Source organism: Bradyrhizobium oligotrophicum, from assembly GCF_051168495.1.
GTDB lineage: Bacteria > Pseudomonadota > Alphaproteobacteria > Rhizobiales > Xanthobacteraceae > Bradyrhizobium > Bradyrhizobium oligotrophicum_A.
In genome coordinates this window covers 348,321-372,781 of record NZ_JBNPVB010000001.1, presented here as the reverse complement: position 1 = coordinate 372,781, position 24,461 = coordinate 348,321, and the positions used below count along the sequence as shown (strand labels likewise).

Here is a 24,461-nt window from a genome sequence, read left to right as displayed (position 1 = left end):
CCATCACCACAAGGAACCGGCTTGCCCGAAGCCGCGGCGCTATGTATACGCGCGTTTCGGCTGGCGCGCCTCCGGTTTCCGCGCGGGCCGGTCAACTTATCCTCCTGATGGGAATGAGCGCGTCGTCATGGGTCGCCTCGTGCTGAAATTCGGCGGCACATCCGTCGCCAACATCGACCGCATCCGCAACGTCGCGCGCCACGTCAAGCGCGAGGTCGATGCCGGTCACGAGGTCGCCGTCGTGGTGTCGGCGATGTCCGGCAAGACGAACGAGCTGGTGGCCTGGTGCACCGAAGCATCAGCCATGCATGACGCTCGCGAATACGACGCTGTGGTCGCCTCCGGCGAGCAGGTCACATCGGGCCTGCTTGCGATCGTGCTGCAGGGCATGGGTATCCAGGCACGCTCCTGGCAGGGATGGCAGATCCCGATTCTGACCAGCGACGCGCATGCCTCGGCCCGCATCGTCGACATCGACGGCTCCGAACTGATCCGGCGCTTCCAGGAGCGCAAGGAAGTGGCGGTCATCGCCGGTTTCCAGGGCATCAATGCCGAGACCGGCCGAATCACCACGCTCGGCCGCGGCGGCTCGGATACATCGGCGGTGGCGATCGCCGCCGCCATCAAGGCGGACCGCTGCGACATCTATACCGACGTCGACGGCGTCTACACCACCGACCCGCGGGTCGTGCCGAAGGCCAAGCGGCTCGACAAGATCGCCTTCGAGGACATGCTGGAGCTGGCCTCCCAGGGCGCCAAGGTCCTGCAGGTTCGCTCGGTGGAACTCGGCATGGTGCACAACATGCCGATCTTCGTGCGCTCCAGCTTCGACAAGCCCGAGGATATCGACCCGCACGCCAACCAGCCGCCCGGGACGCTGATCTGCAGCGAGGAACAAATCATGGAAAATCACGTCGTGACCGGCATCGCCTTCTCCAAGGACGAGGCCCAGATCTCGGTGCGCCAGATCGAAGACAAGCCGGGGGTCGCTGCCTCGATCTTCGGGCCGCTGGCGGACGCCAACATCAATGTCGACATGATCGTCCAGAACGTCTCCGAGGACGGCAAGACCACCGATCTCACCTTCACGGTGCCGGCGACCGACTACAATCGGGCGCGCGAAACCATCACGGCGGCCAAGGACAAAATCGGCTACCAGCGCCTGGACACCGCCACCGACGTCGCCAAGGTGTCGGTGATCGGCTCCGGCATGCGCAGCCATGCCGGCGTGGCCGCCAAGGGCTTTACGGCCCTGGCCGCCCGCAACATCAATATTCGCGCGATCACGACCTCCGAGATCAAATTCTCGGTGCTGATCGACGCCGCCTATACCGAACTGGCCGTCCGCACGCTGCATACGCTCTACGGATTGGACCAAGCCTAGAAAAATCTCCCCCCGCCGAGGCCCGATGTCCCGTTTTGCAACAGCAGGACATCGCGCCGACGCGCGCGAAAGCCGTTGACGCCGTCCCCCGTGGCAGGCGTTTTGCTTGGCAAAACAAGCCCTAATTCGCTATACGCCTCGCAGGATGGCTGCCGCGAAGTGTGCTCCAGTGATGATTGTCCTGATTCGGGCCGGCACCCCCAGCGTGCTGTGGTGACGAATCAAGAAAGCTGATCGATTTCGCGAGTTTACCGCCAGTTTCGGCCACGCGCCGGGGCTGGACCCAGGAAGGGGGATTGTGCCACATGCGAAGCACGTCGGGAGGCCCCCGCGTCTTGCTCAGACGGCTTCGCGAGACCATGGCGGAGCAGGTCTCGGCACAGGAGCGGCTCGACAAGATCGTGGTCCTGATCGCGGCCAACATGGTCGCGGAGGTCTGTTCGGTCTATGTGCTGCGCGTCGACAATACGCTGGAGCTCTATGCCACCGAAGGTCTGAACCGCGACGCTGTCCATATTACGGTGATGAGCGCGCATGAGGGTCTGGTCGGCCTCGTCGCCAGCGAAGCCACCCCGCTCAACCTGAGCGACGCACACAGCCACCCCGCCTTCTCCTACCGTCCGGAAACGGGCGAAGAAATCTACCATTCCTTCCTCGGCGTGCCGATCCTGCGCGCCGGCAACACGCTCGGCGTGCTGGTGGTGCAGAACCGCGCCAAGCGCACCTATGTCGAGGAAGAGGTCGAGGCGCTGCAGACCACCGCGATGGTGCTCGCCGAGATGATCGCCTCGGGAGAGCTCGCAGCCCTGGCCCAGCCCGGCGCCGAGCCGGCGGTCCGCCATTCGGTGCACAAGACCGGCGCGGTGCTGTCGGACGGCATCGCGCTCGGCCATGTCGTGCTCCACGAGCCGCGCGTCGTCGTCAACAACTACATCGCCGAGGATCTGCCGAAGGAGATCAAGCGGCTCGACGCCGCGCTGGTCAAGCTGCGCGCCGATCTCGACCGCATGCTGGAGCGCGGCGACGTCGCCGACGGCGGCGAGCATCGCGAGGTGCTCGAAGCCTACCGCATGTTCGCCAACGACCAGGGCTGGTCGCACAAGCTGCACGAGGCGGTGGCGACCGGCCTCACCGCGGAGGCCGCCGTCGAGCGCGTGCAGTCCGACACCCGCGCCCGCATGCTGCGCTCGACCGATCCTTACCTGCGCGAGCGCCTGCACGACCTCGAAGACCTCGGCTACCGGCTGCTGCGCCAGCTGGTCGGCCAGGACCACGCGCCGAGCCGCGAGCATCTGCCCGACAACGCCATCCTGATCGCGCGCGCGATGGGTCCGGCGGCGCTGCTCGACTACGACCGCAAGCGGCTGCGCGGCCTCGTGCTCGAGGAGGGCACGGCCAATTCTCACGTCGCGATCGTGGCCCGCGCGCTCGGCATTCCCGCGGTCGGCGAGGTGCCGAACGCGCCCGGCATCGCCGATCCTGGCGACGCCATCATCGTCGACGGCACCTCCGGCTCGATCTATGTGCGGCCGTCGGCCGAGATCGAATCCGCCTATGCCGAGCGGGTGCGCTTCCGCGCCCGCCGCCAGGCGCAATACAGCGAGCTGCGCAGCAAGCCCTGCGTCACCAAGGACGGCCAGCCGGTCGAGCTGATGATCAATGCCGGCCTGGTGATCGACCTGCCGCACATCGAGGACACCGGCAGCGCCGGCATCGGCCTGTTCCGCACCGAGCTGCAGTTCATGGTCTCCGCCAGCCTGCCGCGCTCCAGCGACCAGCTCGCGCTGTACCGCTCGGTGCTCGATGCCGCCGGCAACAAGCCGGTCACGTTCCGGACGCTCGACATCGGCGGCGACAAGGCGCTGCCCTACATGGAGACCGTGATCGAGGAGAATCCCGCGCTCGGCTGGCGCGCGATCCGCCTCGGGCTGGATCGTCCCGGCCTGCTGCGCGGCCAGATCCGGGCGCTGCTGCGCGCCGGCGGCGGCCGCTCGCTGCGCATCATGTTCCCGATGATTTCGGAGGTCGCCGAATTCGACACCGCCAAGGCGATCGTCGAGCGCGAGCTGACCTATCTGCGCCAGCACGGCCACACGCTGCCGGAACGCGTCGACGTCGGCACCATGCTGGAGGTGCCGGCGCTGCTCTACCAGCTCGACGAGCTGCTTTCGAAAGTGGATTTCATCTCGGTCGGCTCGAACGACCTGTTCCAGTTCCTGTTCGCGGTCGACCGCGGCAATGCCAAGGTGTCCGAGCGCTTCGACACGCTGTCGACCCCGATTCTCCGGGCGCTGCAGGAGATCGTGCGCAAGGCCAAGGCGGCCAAGCGCTCGGTGTCGCTGTGCGGCGAGATGGCGTCCAAGCCGATCGGCGCGCTGGCGCTGATCGCGCTCGGCTACCGCTCGCTGTCGCTCTCGGCCACCGCGCACGGCCCGGTGAAGGCGATGATCCTGGAGCTCGACGCCGCCAAGGCCGAGGCGAAGATGGCCGAATGGCTGGCGGCGCCGGCCGGCAGTTTCTCGATGCGGCAGAAGCTGACCGAGTTCGCCGAGAGCGAAGGCCTGGCGCTGTAGCGGGCCCGTCGCGCCTGCCCGCCGAGCCCTTGTCCTGAAATTCGCACGCCCTGAGATCGCCCGATGTCGTCGCTTCCCGAAGCCAAACTGGATGTTCTGCTGGCACATCACGCCGCGCTGGAGGCGGAGTTGCTCGGCCAGGTCAATTCCGAGCGCTACGTGCAGATCACCCGCGAATTGGCCGAGCTCAATCCGCTGATCGAGGCCGTGAAGGCCTATCGCGCCGGCGTGAAGGAACTCGCCGACACCGAGGCATTGATCGCGGATCCCGAGACCGATGCGGAGATGCGCGCGATGGCCGAGACCGAGCGCGACGAGCTGATCGCGCGCCGCGGCGAGCTGGAGCAGAAGATCCGCGTCGCGCTGCTGCCCAAGGATGCGATGGACGACCGCAACGTCGTGCTGGAAATCCGCGCCGGCACCGGCGGCGACGAGGCCTCGCTGTTCGCCGGCGACCTGTTCCGGATGTATGAGCGCTTCGCCGCCCTGCAGGGCTGGAAGGTCGAGGTGATCTCGGCGTCCGAAGGCACCGTCGGCGGCTACAAGGAAATCATCGCCGAGGTGCAGGGCCGCGGCGCCTTCGCCAAGCTGAAATTCGAATCCGGCGTGCACCGGGTGCAGCGCGTTCCCGACACCGAGACGCAAGGGCGCATTCATACGTCCGCCGCCACGGTCGCGGTGCTGCCCGAGGTCGAGGACGTCGACGTCGACATCAAGCAGGACGATTTGCGGATCGAGACCATGCGGGCGCAGGGCGCCGGCGGCCAGCACGTCAACAAGACCGAATCGGCGATCCGCATCACCCATATCCCGACCGGGATCGTCGTGATGATGCAGGACAGCCGCTCGCAGCATAAGAACCGCGCCTCGGCGATGAACATCCTGCGCTCGCGCATCTACGACGCCGAGCAGCAGAAGCTGGACGCGGCGCGCTCCGCCGAGCGCAAGGAGAAGGTCGGATCGGGCGACCGCTCGGAGCGCATCCGCACCTACAATTTCCCGCAAGGGCGCGTCACCGACCACCGCATCAATCTGACGCTCTACAAGCTGCCCCAGGTGATCGCCGGCGAGGCGCTCGGCGAACTGATCGACGCGCTGACGACGGAGCACCAGGCGGCGCAACTCGCGGCCCAAGGTGCGGCGGCGTGATGAACCTGCGCACATTGCGCGAGGCGATGCGGCGCAGCCGCGACACCCGCGGTGTCGTCCCGGCGAACGCCGGGACCCAAAACCACAGACATCCGTGGTTTTCACGAACGGTCACTCCGACCGCCCGTCCCGCGCTTCCACGGCGTATGGATCCCCGCTTTCGCGGGGATGACCCGTGGAGAGAGTCTGCGCGATGACGGAGATCATCGCCGGCGTGACCATCGACACGGCACGCCGCATGGTGGCAGCGCGTTTTGCCGCCGAAGGTCTCGACTCGCCCGAGCTCGACGCGCGGCTCTTGGTCGGTCACGCGCTGCAGCTCGACCTGACCGGCCTCGTGATGCATGGCGGACGCGCGCTCTCGGCTTCGGACGCCGCGCGGTTGGAGACGCTGGTGCAGCGCCGGCTCGCCGGCGAGCCGGTCGCCCGCATCCTCGGAGCCAAGGAGTTCTGGGGCCTGGAGCTGCAGTTGTCCGCCGACACGCTGGTGCCGCGGCCGGACACCGAGACGGTGGTCGAGCTGGCGCTGCAGCATCTCGCGGCCGTCGGCGACCTGAAACGCAGCCTGCGCATCGCCGATCTCGGCACCGGCTCGGGGGCCATCCTGCTCGCCCTGCTGTCCGAGCTGCCGCAGGCCTCCGGCATCGGCACCGACATCAGCATCGTCGCGCTGCGGACTGCGCGGGACAATGCGCGCGACCTCGGGCTCGGCGACCGCGCCGGCTTCGTCGCCTGCTCCTATGCGACCGCGCTCGCGGCCTCGTTCGACCTGATCGTGTCGAACCCGCCCTACATCCCCGCGGCGGACATCGCGCGCCTCGCAGCCGAGGTGCGCGACCACGACCCGCTCCGCGCCCTCGATGGCGGCCCTGACGGGCTCGACGCCTATCGCACGCTGATCCCGCAGGCCGCAGCCCTGCTGCAGCCCGGCGCGGCACTCATCCTGGAGGTGGGTCTCGGCCAGAGCGGCGACGTCGCCGCGCTGATGACGCAGGCTGGCCTGATGGCCGATTCGGTGGTGATCAGGGCCGATCTGGCCGGTATTCCGAGGGCCGTGATGGCCCTAAAAAAGCGCCGGTAAAGGCCGGCAGACCCAGAAAAAGCTCTTGGAATATCCTCCGGGAGCGACTACGTTCCATCCATAGCATCGGCGCAGGCCCCGCTGAGCGGTATTCACGGAATACCGCGGCGGAGAGATGCCAGAGAGCCGCGCCGGGCGATTGGTTCCAGAACGCAGATCTGTTGAGCGCGAGAGCCGGATGGCTGCGCGGCCCGCGACTGCAAAGCGAACGAAAGCCTGACTTTGCACTTGACGTCTTACGCTAAGCAAACTGAGTCGGTCGTGGCGCATGTCGCCCGGGCTGGCTGAATGACGTGGTTCGCTGGCCGAAAGGGCCGGTGGGTGGGGAACGCGTTTTGAACGCGCTTTTGTCGAGAAAATCGGCTGTCGAACATATCGACATGGGTCGGGCCGGCGTGGGTCGGAACCGCCATGGATCGGAGCCGACATGGATCGGAGCCGACATGGATCGGACAATGGGCCATCAGGCCGCGCGCAATGCGCCCGGGCCAAACGACGGTATTTCAATACGGCATCGGTAGTCCCACGGCAATCAGTGCTCTGACAATCAGTGCTCCTCACGCAGGGTTGGAATAAAGGCAGGACATGAGAAACGGTCAAAATAACAAGCGGATGCGCAACCGTAACAGCGGTAACAACAACAATAATAACCGGCGCGGCCAGAACCCGCTGACCAGGGTGTTCGAGTCCAACGGGCCGGACATCAAGATCCGCGGCACCGCCTCCCATGTGGCCGAGAAATATGTCCAGCTTGCCCGCGACGCCCGCTCCTCGGGCGACCCCGTGGCCGCTGAGAACTACTATCAGCATGCCGAGCATTATTTCCGCCTGATCGCCGCTGCCCAGGAACAGTTCCGTCAGAACCAGCCGCAGCCGCGCAACACCGATGACCTGACCGTCGACGACCTCGACGACGAGGGCGAGAGCTTCTCGAATTTCGGCCAGGAGCCCGGTTTCGTTCCGGCCCAGCCACAGCCGCAGCCTCAGCCGTTCATGCGCGACCGCGAAGGCGGCCAGCGCGAGCGTGGCGACAACCAGCCTTATCAGCGCGAGCAGCAACAACCGCGCGAGCACCGCGAAGCTCGAGAGCATCGCGAGCCGCGTGAACACCGCGAACCTCGTGAGCAGCGCGAACCTCGTGAGCAGCGCGAACCGCGTGAGCACCGCGAGCGGGAGCCGCGCGAACATCGCGAGCGTCCGCAGCCGGTGCAGTATCAGCCGCAGCCGCAACCGCAGCCGGTCATCGCCGACAGCAGCGTGGATCGCCTGCCCTCCTTCATCACCGGTCCGCAGCCGCAGATCGCCAATGCGCCCGCCGCCTTCGAGGGCGCGGCCGAGCGCTATCCGCGCCGCCGCCGCCGTCCGCACGGTCCGCGTCCGGAAGCCGCGGCTGCCGCCCCGGCGCCGAGCGAGGACATCAATCCCGGCGAGTAGCCGGTACCATCCCGGTTAGCGAAACGGGCGGGCAATCATGCCCGCCCGTTTTCGTTTCGTCCTGTTCTCGTCCGCGGGTGTAGGATCAATCATCCGAGGCGCTCTCAGCGCCGAAACGCGAACCTTGAGCCGACGGTGCCGGCGCCAGCACCGGCTCGAGCCGTGGGATCAGCCTGATGCGCTCGCGACGCGCGGGGATCACGCGGTAGACCTGCTTGGTCGCCTCGACGATGTGGACGCCTGCGAAGGGCAGCGACAGCGCCGCGCCGACGCGCTCCCAGGCCATCGCCGATTTCAGGAACCAGCCGCCCACCGGGGGCATGAACAGCGCCTCCCCCCAGGCGCTCGGCGTGAACCAGGTCTGCCGCAGGAGCTGCGTGATCTGCGAGCGCGAATAGGGCCGGCCATGGCCGAACGGGGTGTTGTCGGTCCGCGTCCAGACGCCGCGCCGGTTCGGAATGACGATGATCATGCGCCCCGCCGGCGCCAGCACGCGCCAGACTTCACGCAGCAGCCCGGCCGGATCGTCCGACATTTCGAGCGCATGGACGACCAGGATCCGATCGACCGCCGAATCCGGCAGCGGCAGCGAGAACTCGTCCACCAGCGAGGCCAGTGTCGGCCGCGCCGTCGGCCATTTCAACACCCCCTGCGCGGCCGGCATGAAGGCGATGCAACGTTCCGAATCTTCACGGAACAGGCCGAGATAGGGCGTCGGATATCCGATGCCGAGCACGCGCTGCCCGGTCGCGCTCGGCCAGCGCGCACGGATGCCGCGGTTGATCAGGAGCCGCGCGACGATCCCGAGGCGACCCGAATAGAAATTCCGCAGATCAATCACGTCCATGACGTCAACCTACCATGCGGACACGGCCCACCGCGCGCCCAATATAGCGTTGCGCCTGCAGCGTTAACGCCATATCTCTGCGCGAGGGGTCGCCCGCAACGCTGCGTCCGCGCCCGGCCCTTTCGACTTTCCGACATCGCGAGCAGCACGACCGCGCCTCGCCAGGCACCGCCGACGGAGACATCATGGCCGCCGACATCCGCGTCTTCACCTGCCTGTCCGACAATTTCGGCTACCTGATCCATGATCCCGCCACCGGCGCCACCGCGTCGATCGATGCGCCGGAGGCCGGTCCGATCGTGCGGCAGCTCGAGGCTGCGGGATGGACCCTCACCGACATCCTGATCACCCATCATCACCACGATCATGTCGGCGCGGTCGCCGAGCTGAAGCAGAAATATGGCTGCCGCGTCGTAGCGCCGCACGACAAGACGGCGGCGATCGCCAATGTCGACCTGCGCGTGGCCCATGGCGACGTGGTCAAGATCGGCGAGTTGCTCGCCCGCGTGCTGGAGACGCCCGGTCACACGCTCGACCACGTGTCCTACGTGTTCGATGCCGACAAGGCCGTGTTCGCCGCCGACACGCTGTTCTCGATCGGCTGCGGCCGGGTGTTCGAAGGCAGCTACCCGATGATGTGGGATTCGCTGCTGAAGCTGCGCGCGCTGCCGGACGATTTCAGGCTGTATTGCGGCCACGAATACACCGCATCGAACGTCAAGTTCGCGCTGATGGTCGATCCGGACAATGACGCGCTGAAGGCGCGGGCCACCGAGGTGACGCGGCTGCGGGCCGCCAACCAGCCGACCATTCCGGTGCTGCTCGGCGATGAGAAGATGGCCAACGTGTTCCTGCGCGCCGACGATCCCGCCGTCGCGGCCCGGCTGCGCATGAAGGGCGCAAGCGCGGAAGAGGTGTTCGGCGAGCTGCGCGAGCGCAAGAACAAGTCTTGAAGGGCGGAGCACGACGATGACCGCGCTCTCCGCCGCCGACATCATCGCGCGTCTCGGGCTGCAGCCGCATCCGGAGGGCGGACATTTTCGCGAGACCTTTCGCGATCCGGCCGTCGATGCCTCCGGACGCGCCGCATCGACGCTGATCTATTTCCTGCTCGCTCGAGGTGAACGCTCGCATTGGCACAGGGTCGATGCGGTCGAGACCTGGCACTACTATGCCGGTGCGCCGCTGGTCCTGCGGATCGCCGGGACGGGCCAGACGCCGCAGACGACGACGCTCGGCATCGACCTCGCGGCCGGCCAGCAGCCTCAGGCGGTGGTCCCCGCCCATGCCTGGCAGGCCGCCGAGAGCACCGGCGACTGGACCCTTGTCGGCTGCACGGTCGCGCCCGGATTCAGGTTCGAGGGATTCGAACTGGCGCCCGTGGGCTGGGAGCCGGGAGCCTAGCCGCCTGCGCCGGCGACCTTGACGCCGGCCGGCTCGGCGAAGCGCTGACGCTCCTTGGCGAGAAAGCCGAAGATCGCATCGGCCGGCATCGGCTGGGCGAAGTAGTAGCCCTGGATGTAGTCGGCGCCCACGCGGCGCAGGCTGTCGAGCTGTTCCTTGGTCTCGACGCCCTCGACGACGCAGGCAATCTCCATGTCGGCGCACAGGCCGGTCAACGACTTGATGATCTTGTGGCTGATCGGGTTCACATTGATGTCGCGCACGAAGCTGCGGTCGACCTTGAGCTTGTCCAGCGGCAGCCGGTGGACATGGCTGAGCGACGAATAGCCGGTGCCGAAATCATCCAGCGAGATGCCGCAGCCGATCGCCTTCAACGTCGAGATCGACTGCTCGGCGCGGGCGAAATCGAAGGTGACGGCGGTCTCGGTGATCTCGAACTCGATGCGGCGAGGCGGAACGCCGCTGCCCTGGATGATGGGAATCAGCGGCAGGATGCCTTCCGGCGCGCAGATGTCGTGCGCCGAGAGATTGAACGACATCCGGATGTCGTCCGGCCAGGTCCGTGCCGCCGCCAGCGCCTTCACCAGGAGGACGCGGGTGAGGCTGCGGATGACGCCGATCCGCTCGGCGGCCGGGATGAAACTGGCCGGCGACACCAGGCCGAGCCTGGGGCTGTGCCAGCGCGCCAGGACCTCGAAGCCGGTGGTGCGCGCATTCGCGGCAGCCATGATCGGCTGGAACACCAGCTCCATCTCGGCCTCGAAGTCCGCCGTGCGCAACAGATGCTCGATCACGCCGCGGCTGCGGATCTCCGCTTCCAGCTCCGTCGAGAAGATGATGACCTGGCCGCGCGCGTGGCGCTTGGCGTGATAGAGCGCGTAGTCGGCGCATTCATAGAGCGCATCCGCCGCCGTGGCCGAACGCGGATAGAGCGCGAAACCGGTCGAACACGACAGACCGGTATGCGTCGTGTCGAACTGATACGGCAGCTTGATGAAATCGGTGATCTCGCGCCCGAGCGTGAGGAGATCGTCATCGCTCGGAGCGCCGAAGACGATCAGACCGAACTCATCGCCGCCGAGGCGCGCCAGATGCACCTGGGAGCCACGGCTCTCGCAGACATCACGGATCCGGCGCGCGGCTTCCATCAGGACGCGGTCGCCGACGGTGTGTCCATAGGTGTCGTTGATGGGCTTGAAGCCGTCGAGATCGATGATGCCGACGGCCAGCCGCGTGCCGTCGCGCTCGGCATCGGCGAAGGCCTGCGTGAGCTCGGAGAAGAACCGGCGGCGGTTGGGAAGATCGGTCAGCGAATCCAGATTCGCGAGCCGGAGGTTCTCGTCCGAGAGCGCCTGGGTCGCGGCCTGCTCGGCCAGCAGCGACTTGCGGCTGGCGACGAGCGCCGCGAAGTCGCGATAGTAGATGAACAGCACCGTGACCATGGCGCCGGAGACGAGCAGCTGATTGACCGCGATCGCACGCAGTGCAGGGACGCCCGTGGACACGAAGAAGATCACGTAGGGAACGATCACCACCAGGGTGACGATCAGGGCCGCGGACCGCAGATGCATCAGGCAGAAGATGATGCCGATGACCGTGACCGCCATGTAGAACGCGACCTGCCCCTTGGCGAAGGGATCGCCATAGGGAAACAGCGCGAACGACCACACGACGAACAGCGCGCCGATCGGTCCGGCGATCCGGTTGGTGAGGCGCAGATTCTGCAGCGCTTCTTCACTGCTGGGGTCGACGTCTCGCTGCCGCAACCACCACAGCATGCGCAGGCCGGTGATCGTCGACAGCAGCGCCGGCACGGCCATCGTCAGCCATGTCGGCGCCAGCGGCAGGAACGTGTAGGTGAGCGCAAGGCTGTTGGTGATCAGAATGAAATAGAGCAGCGGCACCTGCTTGGAGAAGGCCTTGAATTGCGCGCGCGTCAGTTCGGGATTGTCGGCGGGAACGCGAAACAACCCTCCCGCGCGAGAAATGTAACGTCTCACGTCCGGCATCCGCCGCCCCGTTGTCAGCACCAATTCGGAGGAATTCTCGCCCAGCCCGGGTAAAGGCCAAGTTAGGTGCATATGGCGCCGAGCCCAAATCGGCGGTTGCAGACGACCGGCAGGCGAACATTTTCGCCTCGTGGTTAAGTGCGCATCAAGGATAACAGGGGAACTCCTCCAGCGGCGGCGTCGGCCCGCGCGCCGCCGACCCCCGGGCCCGATCGGGTCAGCGGCGACGCGCCAGGAACATGTCCTTGGCCGCAACCAGGCCGCCGCCGGCGATCAGCAGCGCGGCGAGCGCGATGGCGGCACTGGGTCGGGCATAACCGGCGAGAATCAGGAAGGCGGTCGACAGCAGCGGCGTCGCATAGGACGCCGCACCGAGCACGCGAATGTCGCCGCGCTTCATGCCGATGTCCCAGGCATAGAACGCAGCGCCCACCGGACCGATACCCAGCGCGGCGACCGCGAGCCATTGGATCGCGTCCTCCGGCCAGATCGTCGGCTCGATCGCGGCATGAGCCACGCCGGCCAGCAGGGCCGTCGCCAGACAGAAGCCGGCGACGGCATCCGTGGGCACCGCCTTCAGCCGGCGCGAGAGCACCGAATAGATCGCCCACACGAACGCCGCGACGAAGGCGGCGGCAAGTCCCGGCAATTGGCTCGCGGCAAAGCTGGCGCCATTGCCGACGAACAGCAGCGCCGTGCCGATGAGCCCGAGCGCGGCCCCGATGACGTGATGGGTCGCGAGGCGCTCGCCGGGCAGGAAGGCCGAGAACAGCACGATCAGTAGCGGCCAGAGATAGTTCAACAGCCCGGCTTCCGCCGGCGGCGCGAAGCGCAGCGCCAGGAAATACAGTGCGTGATAGCCGAACAGGCCGCCGACCCCGACCACCCAGGCAACGGCCGGCTGGCGCAGGGCGCGCATGGCCTCGGGCCGGCCGATCCAGGTCAGCATGCCGACGAAGCCGCCGACTGCAAACGTCATCGCGGCAAGCTGGAAGGCCGGGATCTTGCCGTTCGCCACCGTCAACAAAGCAAGCAGCGACCACATCATGATCGCAATGAGGCCGATCAGGGTCGCAGTTCGCTGGGACATCAGGCGGCAGGCTCCGTGGCGGCCGGCTCATCGGCCATTCACGCCTGCGCCCGCGTCGGGCAATTCCAAAGACGTGAATGCCCGCGGCAAACGCGGGCACTGCGTTGTCTTAACCGCACACCACACCCGGTGGCAACGCCGCCGGCGGATCACGCCATGTACTGGCCGCCGTTGACGGACAGGGTCGAGCCGGTGATGGCCCCCGCCTCGTCGGCCGCAAGAAACACGACGGTGCGCGCGATTTCCTCGGGCTCGCCGAGGCGGCCGACGGGGATGAGCGGCAGGATGGACTTCTCGAGCACATCCTTCGGCACCGCCTGCACCATTTCGGTGTTGATGTAACCCGGGCAGATCGCGTTGACGGTGATGCCGGCCTTCGCAGTCTCGAGCGCCAGCGCCTTGGTGAAGCCGATGTCGCCCGCCTTCGCCGCGGAGTAGTTGACCTGACCGAACTGGCCCTTCTGACCATTGATGGAGGAGATGTTGATGATGCGGCCGAACTTGCGCGCGCGCATGCCCTCGATGACCGGACGGGTCATGTTGAACAGCGAGCCGAGATTGGTGTTGATGACCGCGCTCCACTGCTCGAGCGTCATCTTGTGGAAGGCGCCGTCGCGGGTGATGCCGGCATTGTTGATCAGCACGTCGATCGGGCCGAGGTCGCCTTCGACCTTCTTGATCCCCTCGGCACAGGCCTCGAACGAGCTGACGTCCCATTTGTAGACGGGAATGTCGGTCTCGCTCTTGAACTTCTCCGCCGCGGCATCGTTGCCGCCATAATTCGCCGCGACCTTGTATCCCGCCGCCTTCAGCGCCTTGCTGATCGCAGCGCCGATCCCGCGCGTTCCGCCCGTCACCAATGCCACACGTGCCATGTCGAATCCTTCCCTGGATGACCGTCGCACGACGACAATTTGTGGATGCCGACGTGCATACCCATTGTTTTTTGGTTCACGTCCGTCGTTGCGGCAATCACGTCGCCGCCGAGACGTCCATGTTCGTTCAACTACTTTTTTAACGATCGATTATGCGATGTGTTTGACGGACATCAAGAACAAAACGCCCGGCGAAATCGCCGGGCGTTGGTCTTTAGTTGAACCGGACGCGATTGCGAAGGCCGAATGGTTCGCAGTCGGTGCCGTCTTTTTAGTCGCGTGCGACGCACAGCGCGATGCCCATGCCGCCGCCGATGCACAGCGTGGCAAGACCTTTCTTGGCGTCGCGCTTCTGCATCTCGTGCAGCAGCGTGACCAGCACGCGCGCACCCGACGCACCGATCGGATGGCCGATGGCGATGGCGCCGCCGTTGACGTTGACCTTGGCCGGATCCCAGCCGAGATCCTTGTTGACGGCGCAGGCCTGCGCCGCGAACGCCTCGTTGGCTTCGATCAGATCGAGGTCGGCGATATTCCAGCCCGCCTTCTTCAGTGCGGTGCGCGAGGCCGGGATCGGGCCGGTGCCCATGATCTTCGGATCGACGCCGGCCTGGCCCCAGGACACGATCCGCGCCAGCGGCGTCTTGCCTTCCTTGGCCGCCTGCTTGGCGGTCATCAGCACCACGGCCGCGGCGCCGTCATTGATGCCCGACGCGTTGCCGGCCGTCACCGTGCCGTCCTTCTCGAACGCGGCACGCAGCTTGGCCATGGCCTCGATCGTCGCGCCGTGACGCGGATATTCGTCAGTGTCGACGACGGTGTCGCCCTTGCGGCTCTTGACCGTGACCGGCGCGATCTCGTCCTTGAACTTGCCGGACTTCTGCGCGGCCTCGGCCTTGTTCTGCGAGGCGACCGCGAACTCATCCTGCTGCGCGCGCGTGATCTGATATTGCTTCGCAACGTTCTCGGCGGTGTTGCCCATGTGATAGCCGTTGAAGGCGTCCCACAGGCCATCCTTGATCATCGTATCGACCAGGTCGAGCGAGCCCATCTTGACGCCGGCGCGCAGATATTGCGCGTGCGCGGCCATGCTCATCGACTCCTGGCCGCCGGCGACCACGATGTCGGAGTCGCCGTTGACGAGCGCCTGATAGCCCAGGGCCACCGAACGGAGGCCGGAGCCGCACAGCTGATTGATGCCCCAGGCCGGAGTTTCCACCGACAGGCCGGCCGCGATCGAGGCCTGGCGCGCCGGGTTCTGGCCCTGCGCCGCGGTCAGGATCTGGCCCATGATGACCTCGGAGACGCGGCCCGGCTCGACGCCGGCGCGTTCCAGCGCGGTCTTGATGGCGATCGCGCCCAGCTCGTGAGCCGGAACGCTGGCAAAGGCACCGTTGAAGCTTCCAACCGGGGTGCGGGCGGCGCTGACGATGACGACATCGTCTGACATGGGCATCTCCTGAGGTTCTTGATCTTGGGCGTGGATCTTTTGCGTGGATCTTTTGCGTGGATCTTGGGCGTGAAGCGAGGGCTTGAGATCTTGCGAGAATTTTTAAACGAAAGCGAAAAATTCCGTTCACGGTCGTGCCGGCCGTCCGCAAGCCCCGGATTGGCAAGTGCGCAACCTTCGCCCGTCATCCTGTTAACGTCGTTGCGACATGTCAATTGCCGCCATGCGCAATCCCTGTTGCGGCGCACTCAAATTGGCGCGCATGGCCGTTTCGTGAGCAAGATTTCTGCTGCGGGATTAACCGTTCCGCACAAAACCGTAGCCGAACTCGCTCGAAAGTGATTACGTTATTGCATTGCGCAGCTCGTTTGCTCTGCGGCAGCGTCGCAGGGTTCCCTATTCTCGGTTTGCATGTGTGAGCTCCATGGCGAAATCTGATCAACCCACGACCATCAAGAAATACGCGAACCGGCGGCTCTACAATACCGGGACGAGTACATACGTGACGCTGGAAGACCTGGCCTCGATGGTTAAGAACGGCGAGGATTTCCTGGTCTACGACGCCAAGACTGGCGACGACATCACCCGGTCGGTGCTCGCGCAGATCATCTTCGAGCAGGAGAACAAGGCCGGCCAGAACCTGCTCCCGACCACTTTCCTCCGCCAGCTGATCCGCTTTTACGGCGACAGCATGCAGATGGTGGTGCCGAAGTACCTGGAACAGTCGATCGATACGCTGACCCGCGAGCAGGAGAAATTCCGCAAGCAGATCGCCGACACGTTCAGCGGGACGCCGTTCGCGCCACTGGAGGAGCAGGTGCGCCGCAACATGGAGCTGTTCCAGCAGACCTTCTCGATGTTCAAGCCGTTCGCGCCGGCCGCGCGCACCGAGGAGAAGGCTGCGGAGCCAGCTGCCGCCGTCGACGACAACATCGACGATCTGCGCCGTCAGATGCGGGACATGCAGGACCGGCTCGACCGCCTGTCGGAGCCGAAGAAGGACGAGCAGCAAGGCTGAGACCCGCCGTGGGGACCCTTTCCGGAGAAGGCCGGCGGCATCAGCTCGCCGCCGGCATTTCTTTCCTGCTGTGTCCGATCCACGGCCGCTCGACCGAGGCGAGGCCGATCACCCGGCCCTGGATGTAGTCGCAGCCCCAATCGCGCAGCAGCGCAACCGATGCCTCGTCCTGCACCCATTCCGCCACGGTCTTGATCCGCAACCGGCGCGCCAGCTCGACCAGCGTCTGCACGAAGGCGCGGTCATCGGCCGAGCGCACGAGATTCTGCACGAAGGCGCCGTCGATCTTGACGATATCGACGCCGAGTTTGCGCAGGTTGCGGAACGAGGTGTGGCCGGCGCCGAAATCGTCGATCGCGATCCGGCTGCCCAGATCCTTTAGCCGCGTCACGAAGCCACGGAGATCGTCGATGTCCTGGATTTCGACCGTCTCGGTGATCTCGACGATCAGCCGCTCGGCAACCCCGGAATGGGCGCGCATCATGGATTCCATCGAGGCCCACCAGTCCGGATCCATCGTCGTTTCCGGCGAGATGTTGAGGCTCAGGGTCACGCCCGGCGTGCTCGCCAGTTCGGCAACGACCAATTCCAGAACGCGGTGATCGACCAGCCGGATCAGGCCGAGACGCTCGGCGACCGGCACGACATCCGGCGCCAGCAGGGCACGGCCGTCATCCTGCCCCATCCGCACCAGGCATTCGTAGAAGGCCGGCGCGAGGGTGTGGGCATTCACCACCGGTTCGAACGCCGTGACGATGCGTCGCTCGTTGAGCGCGGTGACGATCTCGTCGGTGACGCGGATGTTGACCTTGCGCTGCGCTTCACGCTCGACGTTCGGCCGCCAGGTCGAGAATGAACCGATGCGCCGCCGCTTGGCGGCATCGAGCGTCTCGTGGGCGCGATTGACCGCCTCCTCGACCGAACGGGCATGGCGCGGCACGCTGACCGCCCCGACCGTCGCGGTGACGGCGACCGGCCCGGACTTGGTCGGCACCACCTCTTCGCGAACGGCAGCGAGGAAGCGTTCGGCCGCAATCGTCATGTCGTCCATCGTGCAATTCTTCAGGATCAGCCCGAACTTGTTGCCCGAGAATCGCCCGAGCGCGTCGCCGCCGCGCAGTCGCGCCCTTATGCGCTGCGCGATCTCCAGCACCACGCCATCGGCAACGTCGAAGCCGAACGCATCGTTGATGCGCGCGAGATGGTCGATGCCAATCAGCATGAAGGCGCAGGAGAAGCGGAAGCGCTGCGATTCCTCGATCACCTCGGCGAGCGTGGCCAACAAATGCGTGCGGTTCAATTCGCCGGTCAGCGGGTCGTGACGCGACAGCTTGAGCAGCTGCTCCTCGCGGGCGTGGCGCTCATTATTGATTCGCACGATGCCCTGGGCCCGCGACGGCCGTCCATCGGGGCCGACGAACCAGCAACCGGTCTCCTCGACCCAGATCAGCGGCGCACCGGCATGGGTTCGCACGCCATATTCGATCCGGTAGGGCGTGCCGCCGGCGCCGTGCAGCGGCGCGGCCTGACACATCACCTCGGAGCGGACGCCGCGATCCGGCTCGATGAGCTTGCCGAATTCGGTGCCGTTGCAGAGCTGCGGCAGCGGCACGTCGGCAAATACGGCACCGACGTGATCGCTCCAGACAATCACGTCGCTCGCCAGATCCCAGACGAAGGCGGCTTGGCCCAGGGATGCGAGGATCATCGAGGTCTGCGGCAAATCGGATGTCAAGATCGCCTCGTTCTGGAACAAGCCGGTGCGGCCCGGCGTCGATTTCAAGGACAGCCGCCACCCACCCACGCGAGCGGCGACAGCAGACTTCGCGAATCAGACTACGCATCTCTGGTTAACGGAGAGCATGAAGCGACGACGGACGCGTGTCGGGACGAGCATCAACCATCTTTCCACCGGATAGGCACCCAGGGGCCCGGCGCGGCATTGCCCTTGCGAGTTGGAATGGCGAAAGGCTCCGGTGTGCCATAATGTGACAATTGCGCCGGGTGTGGTGGGACGATGTTAACGATCGAACAGGACGAGAGCGGTCCCGACGGGGGCGAGGAGAGGTCCCACGCCGTCGTGCGGCTGCCGGACGGCACGGCCTACGACCGGCGCGCGCGCGTCGTTCCTGCCCGTCCCGACGCCGGGTTCGTGACCCATCTGATCGCCACCGCCGAGCAGCTGCCGCAGACCCGCACGCTCCGGCGCGCCGCGCCGGCAGACGTCCACAGCGCCTATGCGGCGCGGCTTCAGCCGTCCACGACGTCCGGAGAACGCACCCGGCAAGTGGTGTGATCCAACGTTCGCCGGGGCGCGTCAGGCTTTCGGGATGTCGGCTTTATGGGGCTCTTGAGCGCTCGGGCCGGCCGGCTCGGGCTCTTCCGCCGCCGGGGTCGTGAGCTTCGGCTCGGCAGGAGCCGGCGCCTCGACAGGAGCAGGCCGGGGCACCGAACGATCGAGCAGCACGGATTCGGCGACCGAGGCCGCGGCCGGAACGGCGTCGGCGGGCTCTTCGACGAGCGGAGCGGGTGCGGCGGGCGCAACCGGCTCCTCGACCTCCGCCTTGGCCGGCTCTTCGATCGGTTCAGGCTCGAGATGAGTGATCGGCTCTTCGGCGGGAGCGGGAGCGGGCGCCGCAACGACCGCGCGGGCGCGACGCTTGGTGCGCAGCGCGATGCCGCTGAAGAAATCGACCATCGCCAACAGGGTCAGCAGCAGGAAGGTCGAGTTCCCGAATTTCGGCCACATCACGAATTCGGCCGCAGCGCCGCCGAACACCAGCAGCGACAGCAGGTGATCGGTCAGGTACTTGCCGTTCGGCTTGGCTGCCTTGATGACCTCGAGCAGCAGCAGCAACACGCCGAGCGCCAGCAGCATGTCGCCGAGCGAGACCGTCCAGACCTCGCCGGACGGAAGCTGAAGGCGCAGCAGCGTCTCGCTGAACGCGACCCCCGGCATCAGGAAGACGATCATGTTGTAGATCGCCAGGGGGATCAGCAGCAGCGGGAAACCGACCATGGACATCGGTCATAGCCTTGGGTGGCGCAGGCGGCTGCCCGGCGCGAAGACAATTGGTCCGAAGATGCGTCGGCGAGATGGGATCACGCAGCACCCCGATCACGTACGACGCATGCGCGTCGGTCCCGGCGAATCAATTCGCGCAGGACCGATTTCAACCCCATCGATGGCCGAATTCGGGCGGCTTGGAAAGCGGCCTTTTCGAAAGCTGCCTGGAGGACGATCAGGCGTCCTTCTTCTTCAGGACCTGGCGGCCCTTGTACATGCCGGTCTTCAGGTCCAGGTGGTGCGGACGACGCAGCTCGCCGGAGTCCTTGTCCTCGACATAGGTCGGCTTCTTGATGGCGTCAGCCGAACGGCGCATGCCGCGGCGCGACGGCGAAGTTTTTCTTCTGGGGACGGCCATATCGGTATCCTCTAGGGGTATTTCGGAAGGCATCGTCCACAAAGGGAGGCGGCTGCAGCCATGCAGCTGGCGAGCCCGGATGCCGATCAAGGCCGCGCTTATAGAGGAAGGGGTCTGGTATGGCTAGGCCTCTCGGAGGCATTTTGGCCAAAATTTGCGCCTGCCAGGGCGCCCGTGGCACGATCCTCAACGTCGCTCTCCCCAGCAGGTCTGCAGGCCGCTGGACTGCGCCCGCACCATGTAGGTGGCGGACAGCCGGCGAACGCCGGGACCCGGACTGCGGGCGCTGCGCCGGACGGGGTTCGGCAGGATCGAGGCCATCAGCGCCGCCTCGCGTGGACCCAAGCCGGCCGCCGAGCGGTTGAAAGCGTAATTCGCACCCGCCTCGACCCCGAACTGGCCGGAGGGGCCGAGCTCGGCGATGTTGAGATAGATCTCCAGAATGCGACGCTTGCTCAGCACGAGGTCGATCCACAGCGCCAGCGGCAGTTCCAGCGCCTTGCGGACATAGCTGCGGCCCGGCCACAGGAACAGGTTCTTGGCGACCTGCTGGGTGATGGTCGAGCCGCCGCGCGCGACATCGCCATCCTCGGCATCATCCATGACCTCGCGCAGCGCGCCCCAGTCGATGCCATGATGGCTGCAGAACTTGGCATCCTCGGCCGCAACCACCGAACGAAGGAGATAGGGCGACATCGCCGCGAGGTCGATCCAGCGCCGCTCGACCGGACGGCCGGTGACCGTCCGCCACAGCATCAGGGCCGAGCCCGGGTGACCCACGGCATAGAACGGCGTCAGCGCGTAGGGCACGAGCAGCACCAGCACCACGATCAGCAGGATGAGTCTGACGGTACGCAAAGGCAGGCGTCGCTCGGGTTGGACGGCCACGGGGGCGGACGATTGGCCGGGATTATCCGACATCTCCATGAGGTTTCCTGCTTTTTTCCGCGATTGCGGCCGAAAGCCGCCGCCGTCCCCGCAATTGACGAAGTCGCCGCCATCAACGATTGTCCGGCGAATTTCGCCCCCTGGAGCTCTTCTTAAATGACTGCGACGGCCCTCACCGACTTCACCCATCGCCTGGACAAGACCGCGGAAGAGACCGAAGCCCTGCTCGGCGAGCTCCTGTCCGACGCGCCGATGGCCGACGAGATTGCCCGGCCGAAACGGCTGATCGAGTCGATGCGCTATTCCAGCCTCGGCGGCGGCAAGCGGCTGCGGCCATTCCTGGTGGTCGAGAGCGCCGCCGTGTTCGGCGTGCCCCGCCGCGGCGCGCTGATGGCGGGCGCGGCGCTGGAATGCATCCACTGCTACTCCCTCATCCATGACGACCTGCCGGCGATGGACAATTCGGATCTCCGCCGCGGACGTCCGACGCTGCACAAGGCCTATGACGACGCCACCGCGATCCTCGCCGGCGACGCGCTGCTGACCATCGCCTTCGACATCATCACCCGCGACGAGATCCATCCCGACGCCGGCGTCCGCCTGGCGTTGACCCGGGCGCTCGCCCGCTGCGCCGGTGTTGGCGGCATGGCCGGCGGCCAGATCCTCGATCTCGCCGGCGAGGGCCGGTTCGGCGACCGCGACCCGGTCGACGTCGCCCGGGTGCAGCAGATGAAGACCGGCGCCCTGCTCCGCTTCGGCTGCATCGCCGGCGCCCTGCTCGGCCAGGCCTCGGCCGCCGAGTACCAGGCGCTGGACGATTACGGCCGCGCGCTCGGCGAAGCGTTCCAGATCGCCGACGACCTGCTCGACGTCGAGGGCGATGCCGCGACGCTCGGCAAGCCGGCCGGCGCCGACGCCGAGCTCGGCAAGACCACCTTCGTCACCCAGCTCGGCATCGAAGGCGCCAGGCAGCGCGTGCGCGACCTGCTCGCCCGGGGAGACGCCGCGCTGTCGATCTTCGGCGCCAAGGGCGACGTGCTGCGCGCCGCCGCGCATTTCGTCGCCGAGCGCAAGAGCTGAGGCGAGGCGTTGGCCGGACTCCATCCCGACGATCCGGACCTCGCCCGTTTCGCAAGGCTGCCGGCTGCGCTGCGCGTTATCTATGCGCGGCCGCGCACCTTCGTCTCGCTGGGGATCGCGATCGTCGCGTTCTTCCTGCTGCCGCCGGCGCTGCGGCTGATCACGCGGCTCCTGATCAGCTGGGACATCTTCACCGCGATCTACCTCGTTCTGGTCGCGCTGATGATGCTCAGATGCGAGCATCATCACATTCGCCGCGACGCCATCAAGCAGGACGACGGCCGCTTCGTGATCCTGCTGGTGACCGCGCTCGGCGCCTTCGCCAGCATCGCCGCGATCGTGCTCGAACTCGGCGCCTCCAAGCGCGACGCCCCGGCGCTGACGCTGGCGCTGCTCACCGTCTCGCTGTCCTGGGCCGCGGTGCATACGACCTTCGCGCTGCACTACGCCCATGACTACTACCGCGGCGCCAAGCCGGGAGGCCTGCAATTCCCGAGCGGCGACAAGGACGAGCACGCCGACTACTGGGACTTCGTCTACTTCTCCTTCATCATCGGCATGACCGCCCAGGTCTCCGACGTCGGCATCACCGACAAGGTCATCCGCCGCACCGCGACCGTCCACGGCATCATCTCGTTCATCTACAACACCGCGCTCGTCGCCCTGATGGTCAACATCGCCGCTAGCGCGATCTCGTCCTGATCAGTTGCACACCTCGGAGTTGGCGTTGACGCCCGGGCCGCCGCCGCCGCGATATTCGAGGCGGCAGCCGGGCCTGACGGCGCGGCACAGATAGGCGTCGCAATAGATCTGGCCCGACGACGGCTTGGGACGGGCCTGCGCCTGCGGCTTCGGAGGGGCGATGCTGGGCGCCATTCCGATGCCGGCACCGACGCCGCCACCGCCAACACCGATCCCGACGCCCACGCCGGGAGCCGGCAACGGCATGCCGGGCTCGGGAGCCGCGCGGGCACGGCGGCGAGACGGCGCGTCCTCGTCGTCGCGGCCGTCTCGCTTGGCCACCGGCTTCTTCTCGCGCCGCTTCTCGCATTCATTGTCGTCGTTCACGAACGCGCCCTCGGCACAGACGATGCGGGTGCAGCGGTCGCCGTCCGACTTGTAGCCGTGCTGGCAGACCAGCGGGCAGACCCGCGCCTGCTTGAGCTTGATCGCAGCAAGCGCATCGGCGGACGCGGCCTGGGTGTCGAGCCGGGTGCCGGCATAGCGGTTGAACTGCGACAGCGAGCGGCGCGAGGCCGAGCCCCAATCGCCGTCGGCATCCTCGGTGAGGCAACCGACGCGGCGCAGCTCGAGCTGCACCGATTTGGCGAGGTCGGCGGGCTGCGACGGCGGGGTGAGCGAGGCGACCTGCGGCCCCTGCGGCGGGGCTGCGGCCACCGGCGCGCCCGGCGAGGTCGCCGCGCGCGGATTGTCGACGGCCGCGAGCTGCTGCTCCTGGCGCTTCTTCTCGGCGTCGGCCGCCTGCTGCTGCGCCAGCTGATTGGCCTTTTCAGCCGCCAGACGCGCCTGCTCGGCCGCCTTGGCTTCGGCCTCCGCCTTGGCGAGGGTGTCCTTGCGCGCGCCCTCCGCGGCAAGCCGTGCCCGCTCGGCCTCGGTCGCGCGCGCCTTCTCGGCCGCCGCGGCGCGATTCTCCTCGGCACTGAGCTTTTCGAGCTGCAGCTTGGCCAGGCTCGCATAGAAGCCGTCGGGATACTGCGCCAGGAAGGCGTTCAGCGCGCCCTTGTTGCCGACCTGCATCGCGAGCTCGTAGTCGCGCCGCATGTCGGCCTGAGGGTTCGCCGCGGGGGCCGCCGGCATCTGCGTCACGACGCGCGGCACGCCGGGCACCAGCGGCACGTCCTCGCCGCCCAGCGAACCATAGACGAACGGCTCCTGGCGGTTGCCGGTCGATTTCAGCACCTCGTCGCGCACGAAGCCGAACGCCTTGCGGACGTCGAGGCCGGGGGTCGCGATGTGCCGCGACAGCGCCAGGGTGAACGGCGAGTTCTTGCCGTCGCCGTCCTGCGCGGTGGAGCCGGCCTTGGCGGAATAGGCGACCAGGGTGTTGGGGCTGGTCGGTTCGACCTTGGCGAGGCCGCGGCCGAGGCTGCGGGTCGCCACCGTCCGCTGCATGCTGCGGGTAAAGGGATTGTCGCGGCAGGCATCGAGAATGACCAGCCGCAGCTTCTTGGCCGGCTCGACGGCGACCAGAATGCGGTCGAGCGACAGCGTCTCGTCATAGACGTCGGTGTCGCGCTCGAGCCGGGCATCGATCGGGATCAGGTAATTGGAGCCTTCGACCTCCATGCCGTGGCCGGCATAATAGACCACGGCGATGTCGGCATCGCGGGCGGCGTCGGCGAAATCGCGCAGCGCCCGACGGGTCTCCCGCGCGGTCAGGTCACGCCGGTAGTCGACGACGTCGAAGCCGGCATTCTTGAAGGTCGCGGTCATGACTGCCCCGTCATTGGCGGGGTTCGTCAGCGGCGGCACGTTCTGGTAGGCGGAGTTGCCGATGACCAGCGCCACCCGCTTCTCAGCGAGCGCAGGGTGGCCCGCCAGCAGCAGCGCTGCCGCCAGAATGAAACCGCCCAATCGAACTGACCACGACATCGAAACTACCCCATAGCCTTGGAGACCTGCAGCCTTGGAGACCTGCTGGCTCTGCGTATCAGATCGCGGGCCCTTCGCCTTGTGATCGGAATCACGCAGCCTTCATTCCCGAACGATCCCGCTTCGGCCACTATATTTATG

Annotated in this window: 21 protein-coding genes; 11 read left to right on the top strand and 10 right to left on the bottom strand. The window is 66.7% G+C overall.

Translation table 11 applies throughout. The annotated features are described in order from the left end of the window. Positions 1-127 precede the first annotated feature (127 nt). The 5 genes from ACQR1B_RS01605 (at position 128) to ACQR1B_RS01585 (ending at position 7,621) form a co-directional block, all read left to right on the top strand. Positions 128-1,384: an aspartate kinase gene (locus ACQR1B_RS01605; RefSeq protein ID WP_434831561.1), complete on the top strand. Its 1,257-nt coding sequence runs from the start codon at positions 128-130 to the stop codon at positions 1,382-1,384. Positions 1,385-1,689: 305 nt separating this feature from the next. After that, positions 1,690-3,957 carry a phosphoenolpyruvate--protein phosphotransferase gene (gene ptsP, locus ACQR1B_RS01600; protein WP_434831562.1) on the top strand — a complete coding sequence of 756 codons (2,268 nt, stop codon included), beginning with the start codon at positions 1,690-1,692 and terminating at the stop codon, positions 3,955-3,957. Positions 3,958-4,020: 63 nt separating this feature from the next. After that, positions 4,021-5,106, top strand: a complete 1,086-nt coding sequence (gene prfA, locus ACQR1B_RS01595) for a peptide chain release factor 1 (RefSeq protein ID WP_434831563.1) — start codon at positions 4,021-4,023, stop codon at positions 5,104-5,106. Between the two features lie 193 nt (positions 5,107-5,299). Beyond that, positions 5,300-6,187, top strand: coding sequence for a peptide chain release factor N(5)-glutamine methyltransferase (prmC, locus tag ACQR1B_RS01590; protein ID WP_434831564.1), 888 nt, complete (start codon positions 5,300-5,302; stop codon positions 6,185-6,187). A 585-nt stretch (positions 6,188-6,772) separates the two neighbouring features. Then, positions 6,773-7,621 carry a DUF4167 domain-containing protein gene (locus ACQR1B_RS01585; RefSeq protein ID WP_434831565.1) on the top strand — a complete coding sequence of 283 codons (849 nt, stop codon included), beginning with the start codon at positions 6,773-6,775 and terminating at the stop codon, positions 7,619-7,621. Between the two features lie 85 nt (positions 7,622-7,706). Here ACQR1B_RS01585 and ACQR1B_RS01580 read toward each other — a convergent pair whose 3' ends face one another. Then, on the bottom strand, positions 7,707-8,468 hold the full coding sequence (locus ACQR1B_RS01580) for a class I SAM-dependent methyltransferase (RefSeq protein WP_434831566.1): 762 nt from the start codon (positions 8,466-8,468) through the stop codon (positions 7,707-7,709). 185 nt (positions 8,469-8,653) lie between these two features. Here ACQR1B_RS01580 and gloB point away from each other — a divergent pair, with 185 nt between their 5' ends. Next, positions 8,654-9,421, top strand: coding sequence for a hydroxyacylglutathione hydrolase (gene gloB / locus ACQR1B_RS01575; protein WP_434831567.1), 768 nt, complete (start codon positions 8,654-8,656; stop codon positions 9,419-9,421). Positions 9,422-9,437: 16 nt separating this feature from the next. Further along, complete coding sequence (locus tag ACQR1B_RS01570; RefSeq protein ID WP_434831568.1) at positions 9,438-9,872, top strand: cupin domain-containing protein; 435 nt, start codon at positions 9,438-9,440, stop codon at positions 9,870-9,872. On the opposite strand, the gene ACQR1B_RS01565 is transcribed toward ACQR1B_RS01570, so the two are convergent. From ACQR1B_RS01565 to ACQR1B_RS01550, 4 genes are all read right to left on the bottom strand, one after another. Next, on the bottom strand, positions 9,869-11,881 hold the full coding sequence (locus tag ACQR1B_RS01565) for a putative bifunctional diguanylate cyclase/phosphodiesterase (RefSeq protein WP_434831569.1): 2,013 nt from the start codon (positions 11,879-11,881) through the stop codon (positions 9,869-9,871). The two genes, ACQR1B_RS01570 and ACQR1B_RS01565, sit on opposite strands and share 4 nt — an antisense overlap. A gap of 217 nt (positions 11,882-12,098) precedes the next feature. Continuing rightward, positions 12,099-12,971, bottom strand: coding sequence for an aromatic amino acid exporter YddG (gene yddG, locus ACQR1B_RS01560; protein ID WP_434831570.1), 873 nt, complete (start codon positions 12,969-12,971; stop codon positions 12,099-12,101). Between the two features lie 149 nt (positions 12,972-13,120). Further along, positions 13,121-13,846 (bottom strand): acetoacetyl-CoA reductase, encoded by a 726-nt coding sequence (phbB, locus tag ACQR1B_RS01555; protein WP_434831571.1) that lies wholly within the window; start codon positions 13,844-13,846, stop codon positions 13,121-13,123. Positions 13,847-14,117: 271 nt separating this feature from the next. Continuing rightward, positions 14,118-15,296 carry an acetyl-CoA C-acetyltransferase gene (locus ACQR1B_RS01550; protein WP_434831572.1) on the bottom strand — a complete coding sequence of 393 codons (1,179 nt, stop codon included), beginning with the start codon at positions 15,294-15,296 and terminating at the stop codon, positions 14,118-14,120. 424 nt (positions 15,297-15,720) lie between these two features. Here ACQR1B_RS01550 and phaR point away from each other — a divergent pair, with 424 nt between their 5' ends. Next, entirely contained in the window at positions 15,721-16,314 is a 594-nt protein-coding gene (gene phaR, locus ACQR1B_RS01545) for a polyhydroxyalkanoate synthesis repressor PhaR (RefSeq protein ID WP_434831573.1), read from the top strand. 40 nt (positions 16,315-16,354) lie between these two features. Here the strand turns inward: phaR and ACQR1B_RS01540 are convergent, their stop codons facing one another. Continuing rightward, positions 16,355-18,022 (bottom strand): EAL domain-containing protein, encoded by a 1,668-nt coding sequence (locus ACQR1B_RS01540; RefSeq protein WP_434831620.1) that lies wholly within the window; start codon positions 18,020-18,022, stop codon positions 16,355-16,357. Between the two features lie 309 nt (positions 18,023-18,331). On the opposite strand from ACQR1B_RS01540, the gene ACQR1B_RS01535 reads away from it, so the two are divergent. Beyond that, on the top strand, positions 18,332-18,610 hold the full coding sequence (locus ACQR1B_RS01535) for a hypothetical protein (protein WP_434831574.1): 279 nt from the start codon (positions 18,332-18,334) through the stop codon (positions 18,608-18,610). Positions 18,611-18,631: 21 nt separating this feature from the next. Here the strand turns inward: ACQR1B_RS01535 and ACQR1B_RS01530 are convergent, their stop codons facing one another. From ACQR1B_RS01530 to ACQR1B_RS01520, 3 genes are all read right to left on the bottom strand, one after another. Continuing rightward, a complete protein-coding gene (locus ACQR1B_RS01530; RefSeq protein ID WP_434831575.1) occupies positions 18,632-19,339 on the bottom strand; it encodes a hypothetical protein in 708 nt (235 codons plus the stop codon). A 217-nt stretch (positions 19,340-19,556) separates the two neighbouring features. Beyond that, positions 19,557-19,739, bottom strand: coding sequence for a 50S ribosomal protein L32 (gene rpmF, locus ACQR1B_RS01525; RefSeq protein WP_006610266.1), 183 nt, complete (start codon positions 19,737-19,739; stop codon positions 19,557-19,559). A gap of 186 nt (positions 19,740-19,925) precedes the next feature. Beyond that, complete coding sequence (locus tag ACQR1B_RS01520; RefSeq protein WP_434831576.1) at positions 19,926-20,666, bottom strand: transglycosylase domain-containing protein; 741 nt, start codon at positions 20,664-20,666, stop codon at positions 19,926-19,928. 117 nt (positions 20,667-20,783) lie between these two features. Between ACQR1B_RS01520 and ACQR1B_RS01515 the strand changes: the two genes are divergently transcribed. Both ACQR1B_RS01515 and ACQR1B_RS01510 read left to right on the top strand, forming a co-directional pair. Continuing rightward, positions 20,784-21,707 carry a polyprenyl synthetase family protein gene (locus ACQR1B_RS01515; protein WP_434831577.1) on the top strand — a complete coding sequence of 308 codons (924 nt, stop codon included), beginning with the start codon at positions 20,784-20,786 and terminating at the stop codon, positions 21,705-21,707. A 9-nt stretch (positions 21,708-21,716) separates the two neighbouring features. Then, on the top strand, positions 21,717-22,409 hold the full coding sequence (locus tag ACQR1B_RS01510; RefSeq protein ID WP_434831578.1) for a DUF1345 domain-containing protein: 693 nt from the start codon (positions 21,717-21,719) through the stop codon (positions 22,407-22,409). Here ACQR1B_RS01510 and ACQR1B_RS01505 read toward each other — a convergent pair whose 3' ends face one another. After that, positions 22,410-24,320: a caspase family protein gene (locus ACQR1B_RS01505; protein ID WP_434831579.1), complete on the bottom strand. Its 1,911-nt coding sequence runs from the start codon at positions 24,318-24,320 to the stop codon at positions 22,410-22,412. Positions 24,321-24,461 lie beyond the last annotated feature (141 nt).

Bases quoted from the DNA above. Each gene is read 5' to 3' on its own strand.
- ACQR1B_RS01535 (WP_434831574.1), top strand. From the start codon at position 18,332: ATGTTAACGATCGAACAGGACGAGAGCGGTCCCGACGGGGGCGAGGAG.
- ACQR1B_RS01605 (WP_434831561.1), top strand. From the start codon at position 128: ATGGGTCGCCTCGTGCTGAAATTCGGCGGCACATCCGTCGCCAACATC.
- prfA (WP_434831563.1), top strand. From the start codon at position 4,021: ATGTCGTCGCTTCCCGAAGCCAAACTGGATGTTCTGCTGGCACATCAC.
- gloB (WP_434831567.1), top strand. From the start codon at position 8,654: ATGGCCGCCGACATCCGCGTCTTCACCTGCCTGTCCGACAATTTCGGC.
- phaR (WP_434831573.1), top strand. From the start codon at position 15,721: ATGGCGAAATCTGATCAACCCACGACCATCAAGAAATACGCGAACCGG.
- ACQR1B_RS01550 (WP_434831572.1), bottom strand. From the start codon at position 15,296: ATGTCAGACGATGTCGTCATCGTCAGCGCCGCCCGCACCCCGGTTGGA.
- ACQR1B_RS01530 (WP_434831575.1), bottom strand. From the start codon at position 19,339: ATGTCCATGGTCGGTTTCCCGCTGCTGCTGATCCCCCTGGCGATCTAC.
- ACQR1B_RS01540 (WP_434831620.1), bottom strand. From the start codon at position 18,022: ATGATCCTCGCATCCCTGGGCCAAGCCGCCTTCGTCTGGGATCTGGCG.
- ACQR1B_RS01515 (WP_434831577.1), top strand. From the start codon at position 20,784: ATGACTGCGACGGCCCTCACCGACTTCACCCATCGCCTGGACAAGACC.
- ACQR1B_RS01520 (WP_434831576.1), bottom strand. From the start codon at position 20,666: ATGGAGATGTCGGATAATCCCGGCCAATCGTCCGCCCCCGTGGCCGTC.
- ACQR1B_RS01580 (WP_434831566.1), bottom strand. From the start codon at position 8,468: ATGGACGTGATTGATCTGCGGAATTTCTATTCGGGTCGCCTCGGGATC.
- ptsP (WP_434831562.1), top strand. From the start codon at position 1,690: ATGCGAAGCACGTCGGGAGGCCCCCGCGTCTTGCTCAGACGGCTTCGC.
- rpmF (WP_006610266.1), bottom strand. From the start codon at position 19,739: ATGGCCGTCCCCAGAAGAAAAACTTCGCCGTCGCGCCGCGGCATGCGC.
- ACQR1B_RS01570 (WP_434831568.1), top strand. From the start codon at position 9,438: ATGACCGCGCTCTCCGCCGCCGACATCATCGCGCGTCTCGGGCTGCAG.
- phbB (WP_434831571.1), bottom strand. From the start codon at position 13,846: ATGGCACGTGTGGCATTGGTGACGGGCGGAACGCGCGGGATCGGCGCT.
- ACQR1B_RS01585 (WP_434831565.1), top strand. From the start codon at position 6,773: ATGAGAAACGGTCAAAATAACAAGCGGATGCGCAACCGTAACAGCGGT.
- prmC (WP_434831564.1), top strand. From the start codon at position 5,300: ATGACGGAGATCATCGCCGGCGTGACCATCGACACGGCACGCCGCATG.
- yddG (WP_434831570.1), bottom strand. From the start codon at position 12,971: ATGTCCCAGCGAACTGCGACCCTGATCGGCCTCATTGCGATCATGATG.
- ACQR1B_RS01505 (WP_434831579.1), bottom strand. From the start codon at position 24,320: ATGTCGTGGTCAGTTCGATTGGGCGGTTTCATTCTGGCGGCAGCGCTG.
- ACQR1B_RS01565 (WP_434831569.1), bottom strand. From the start codon at position 11,881: ATGCCGGACGTGAGACGTTACATTTCTCGCGCGGGAGGGTTGTTTCGC.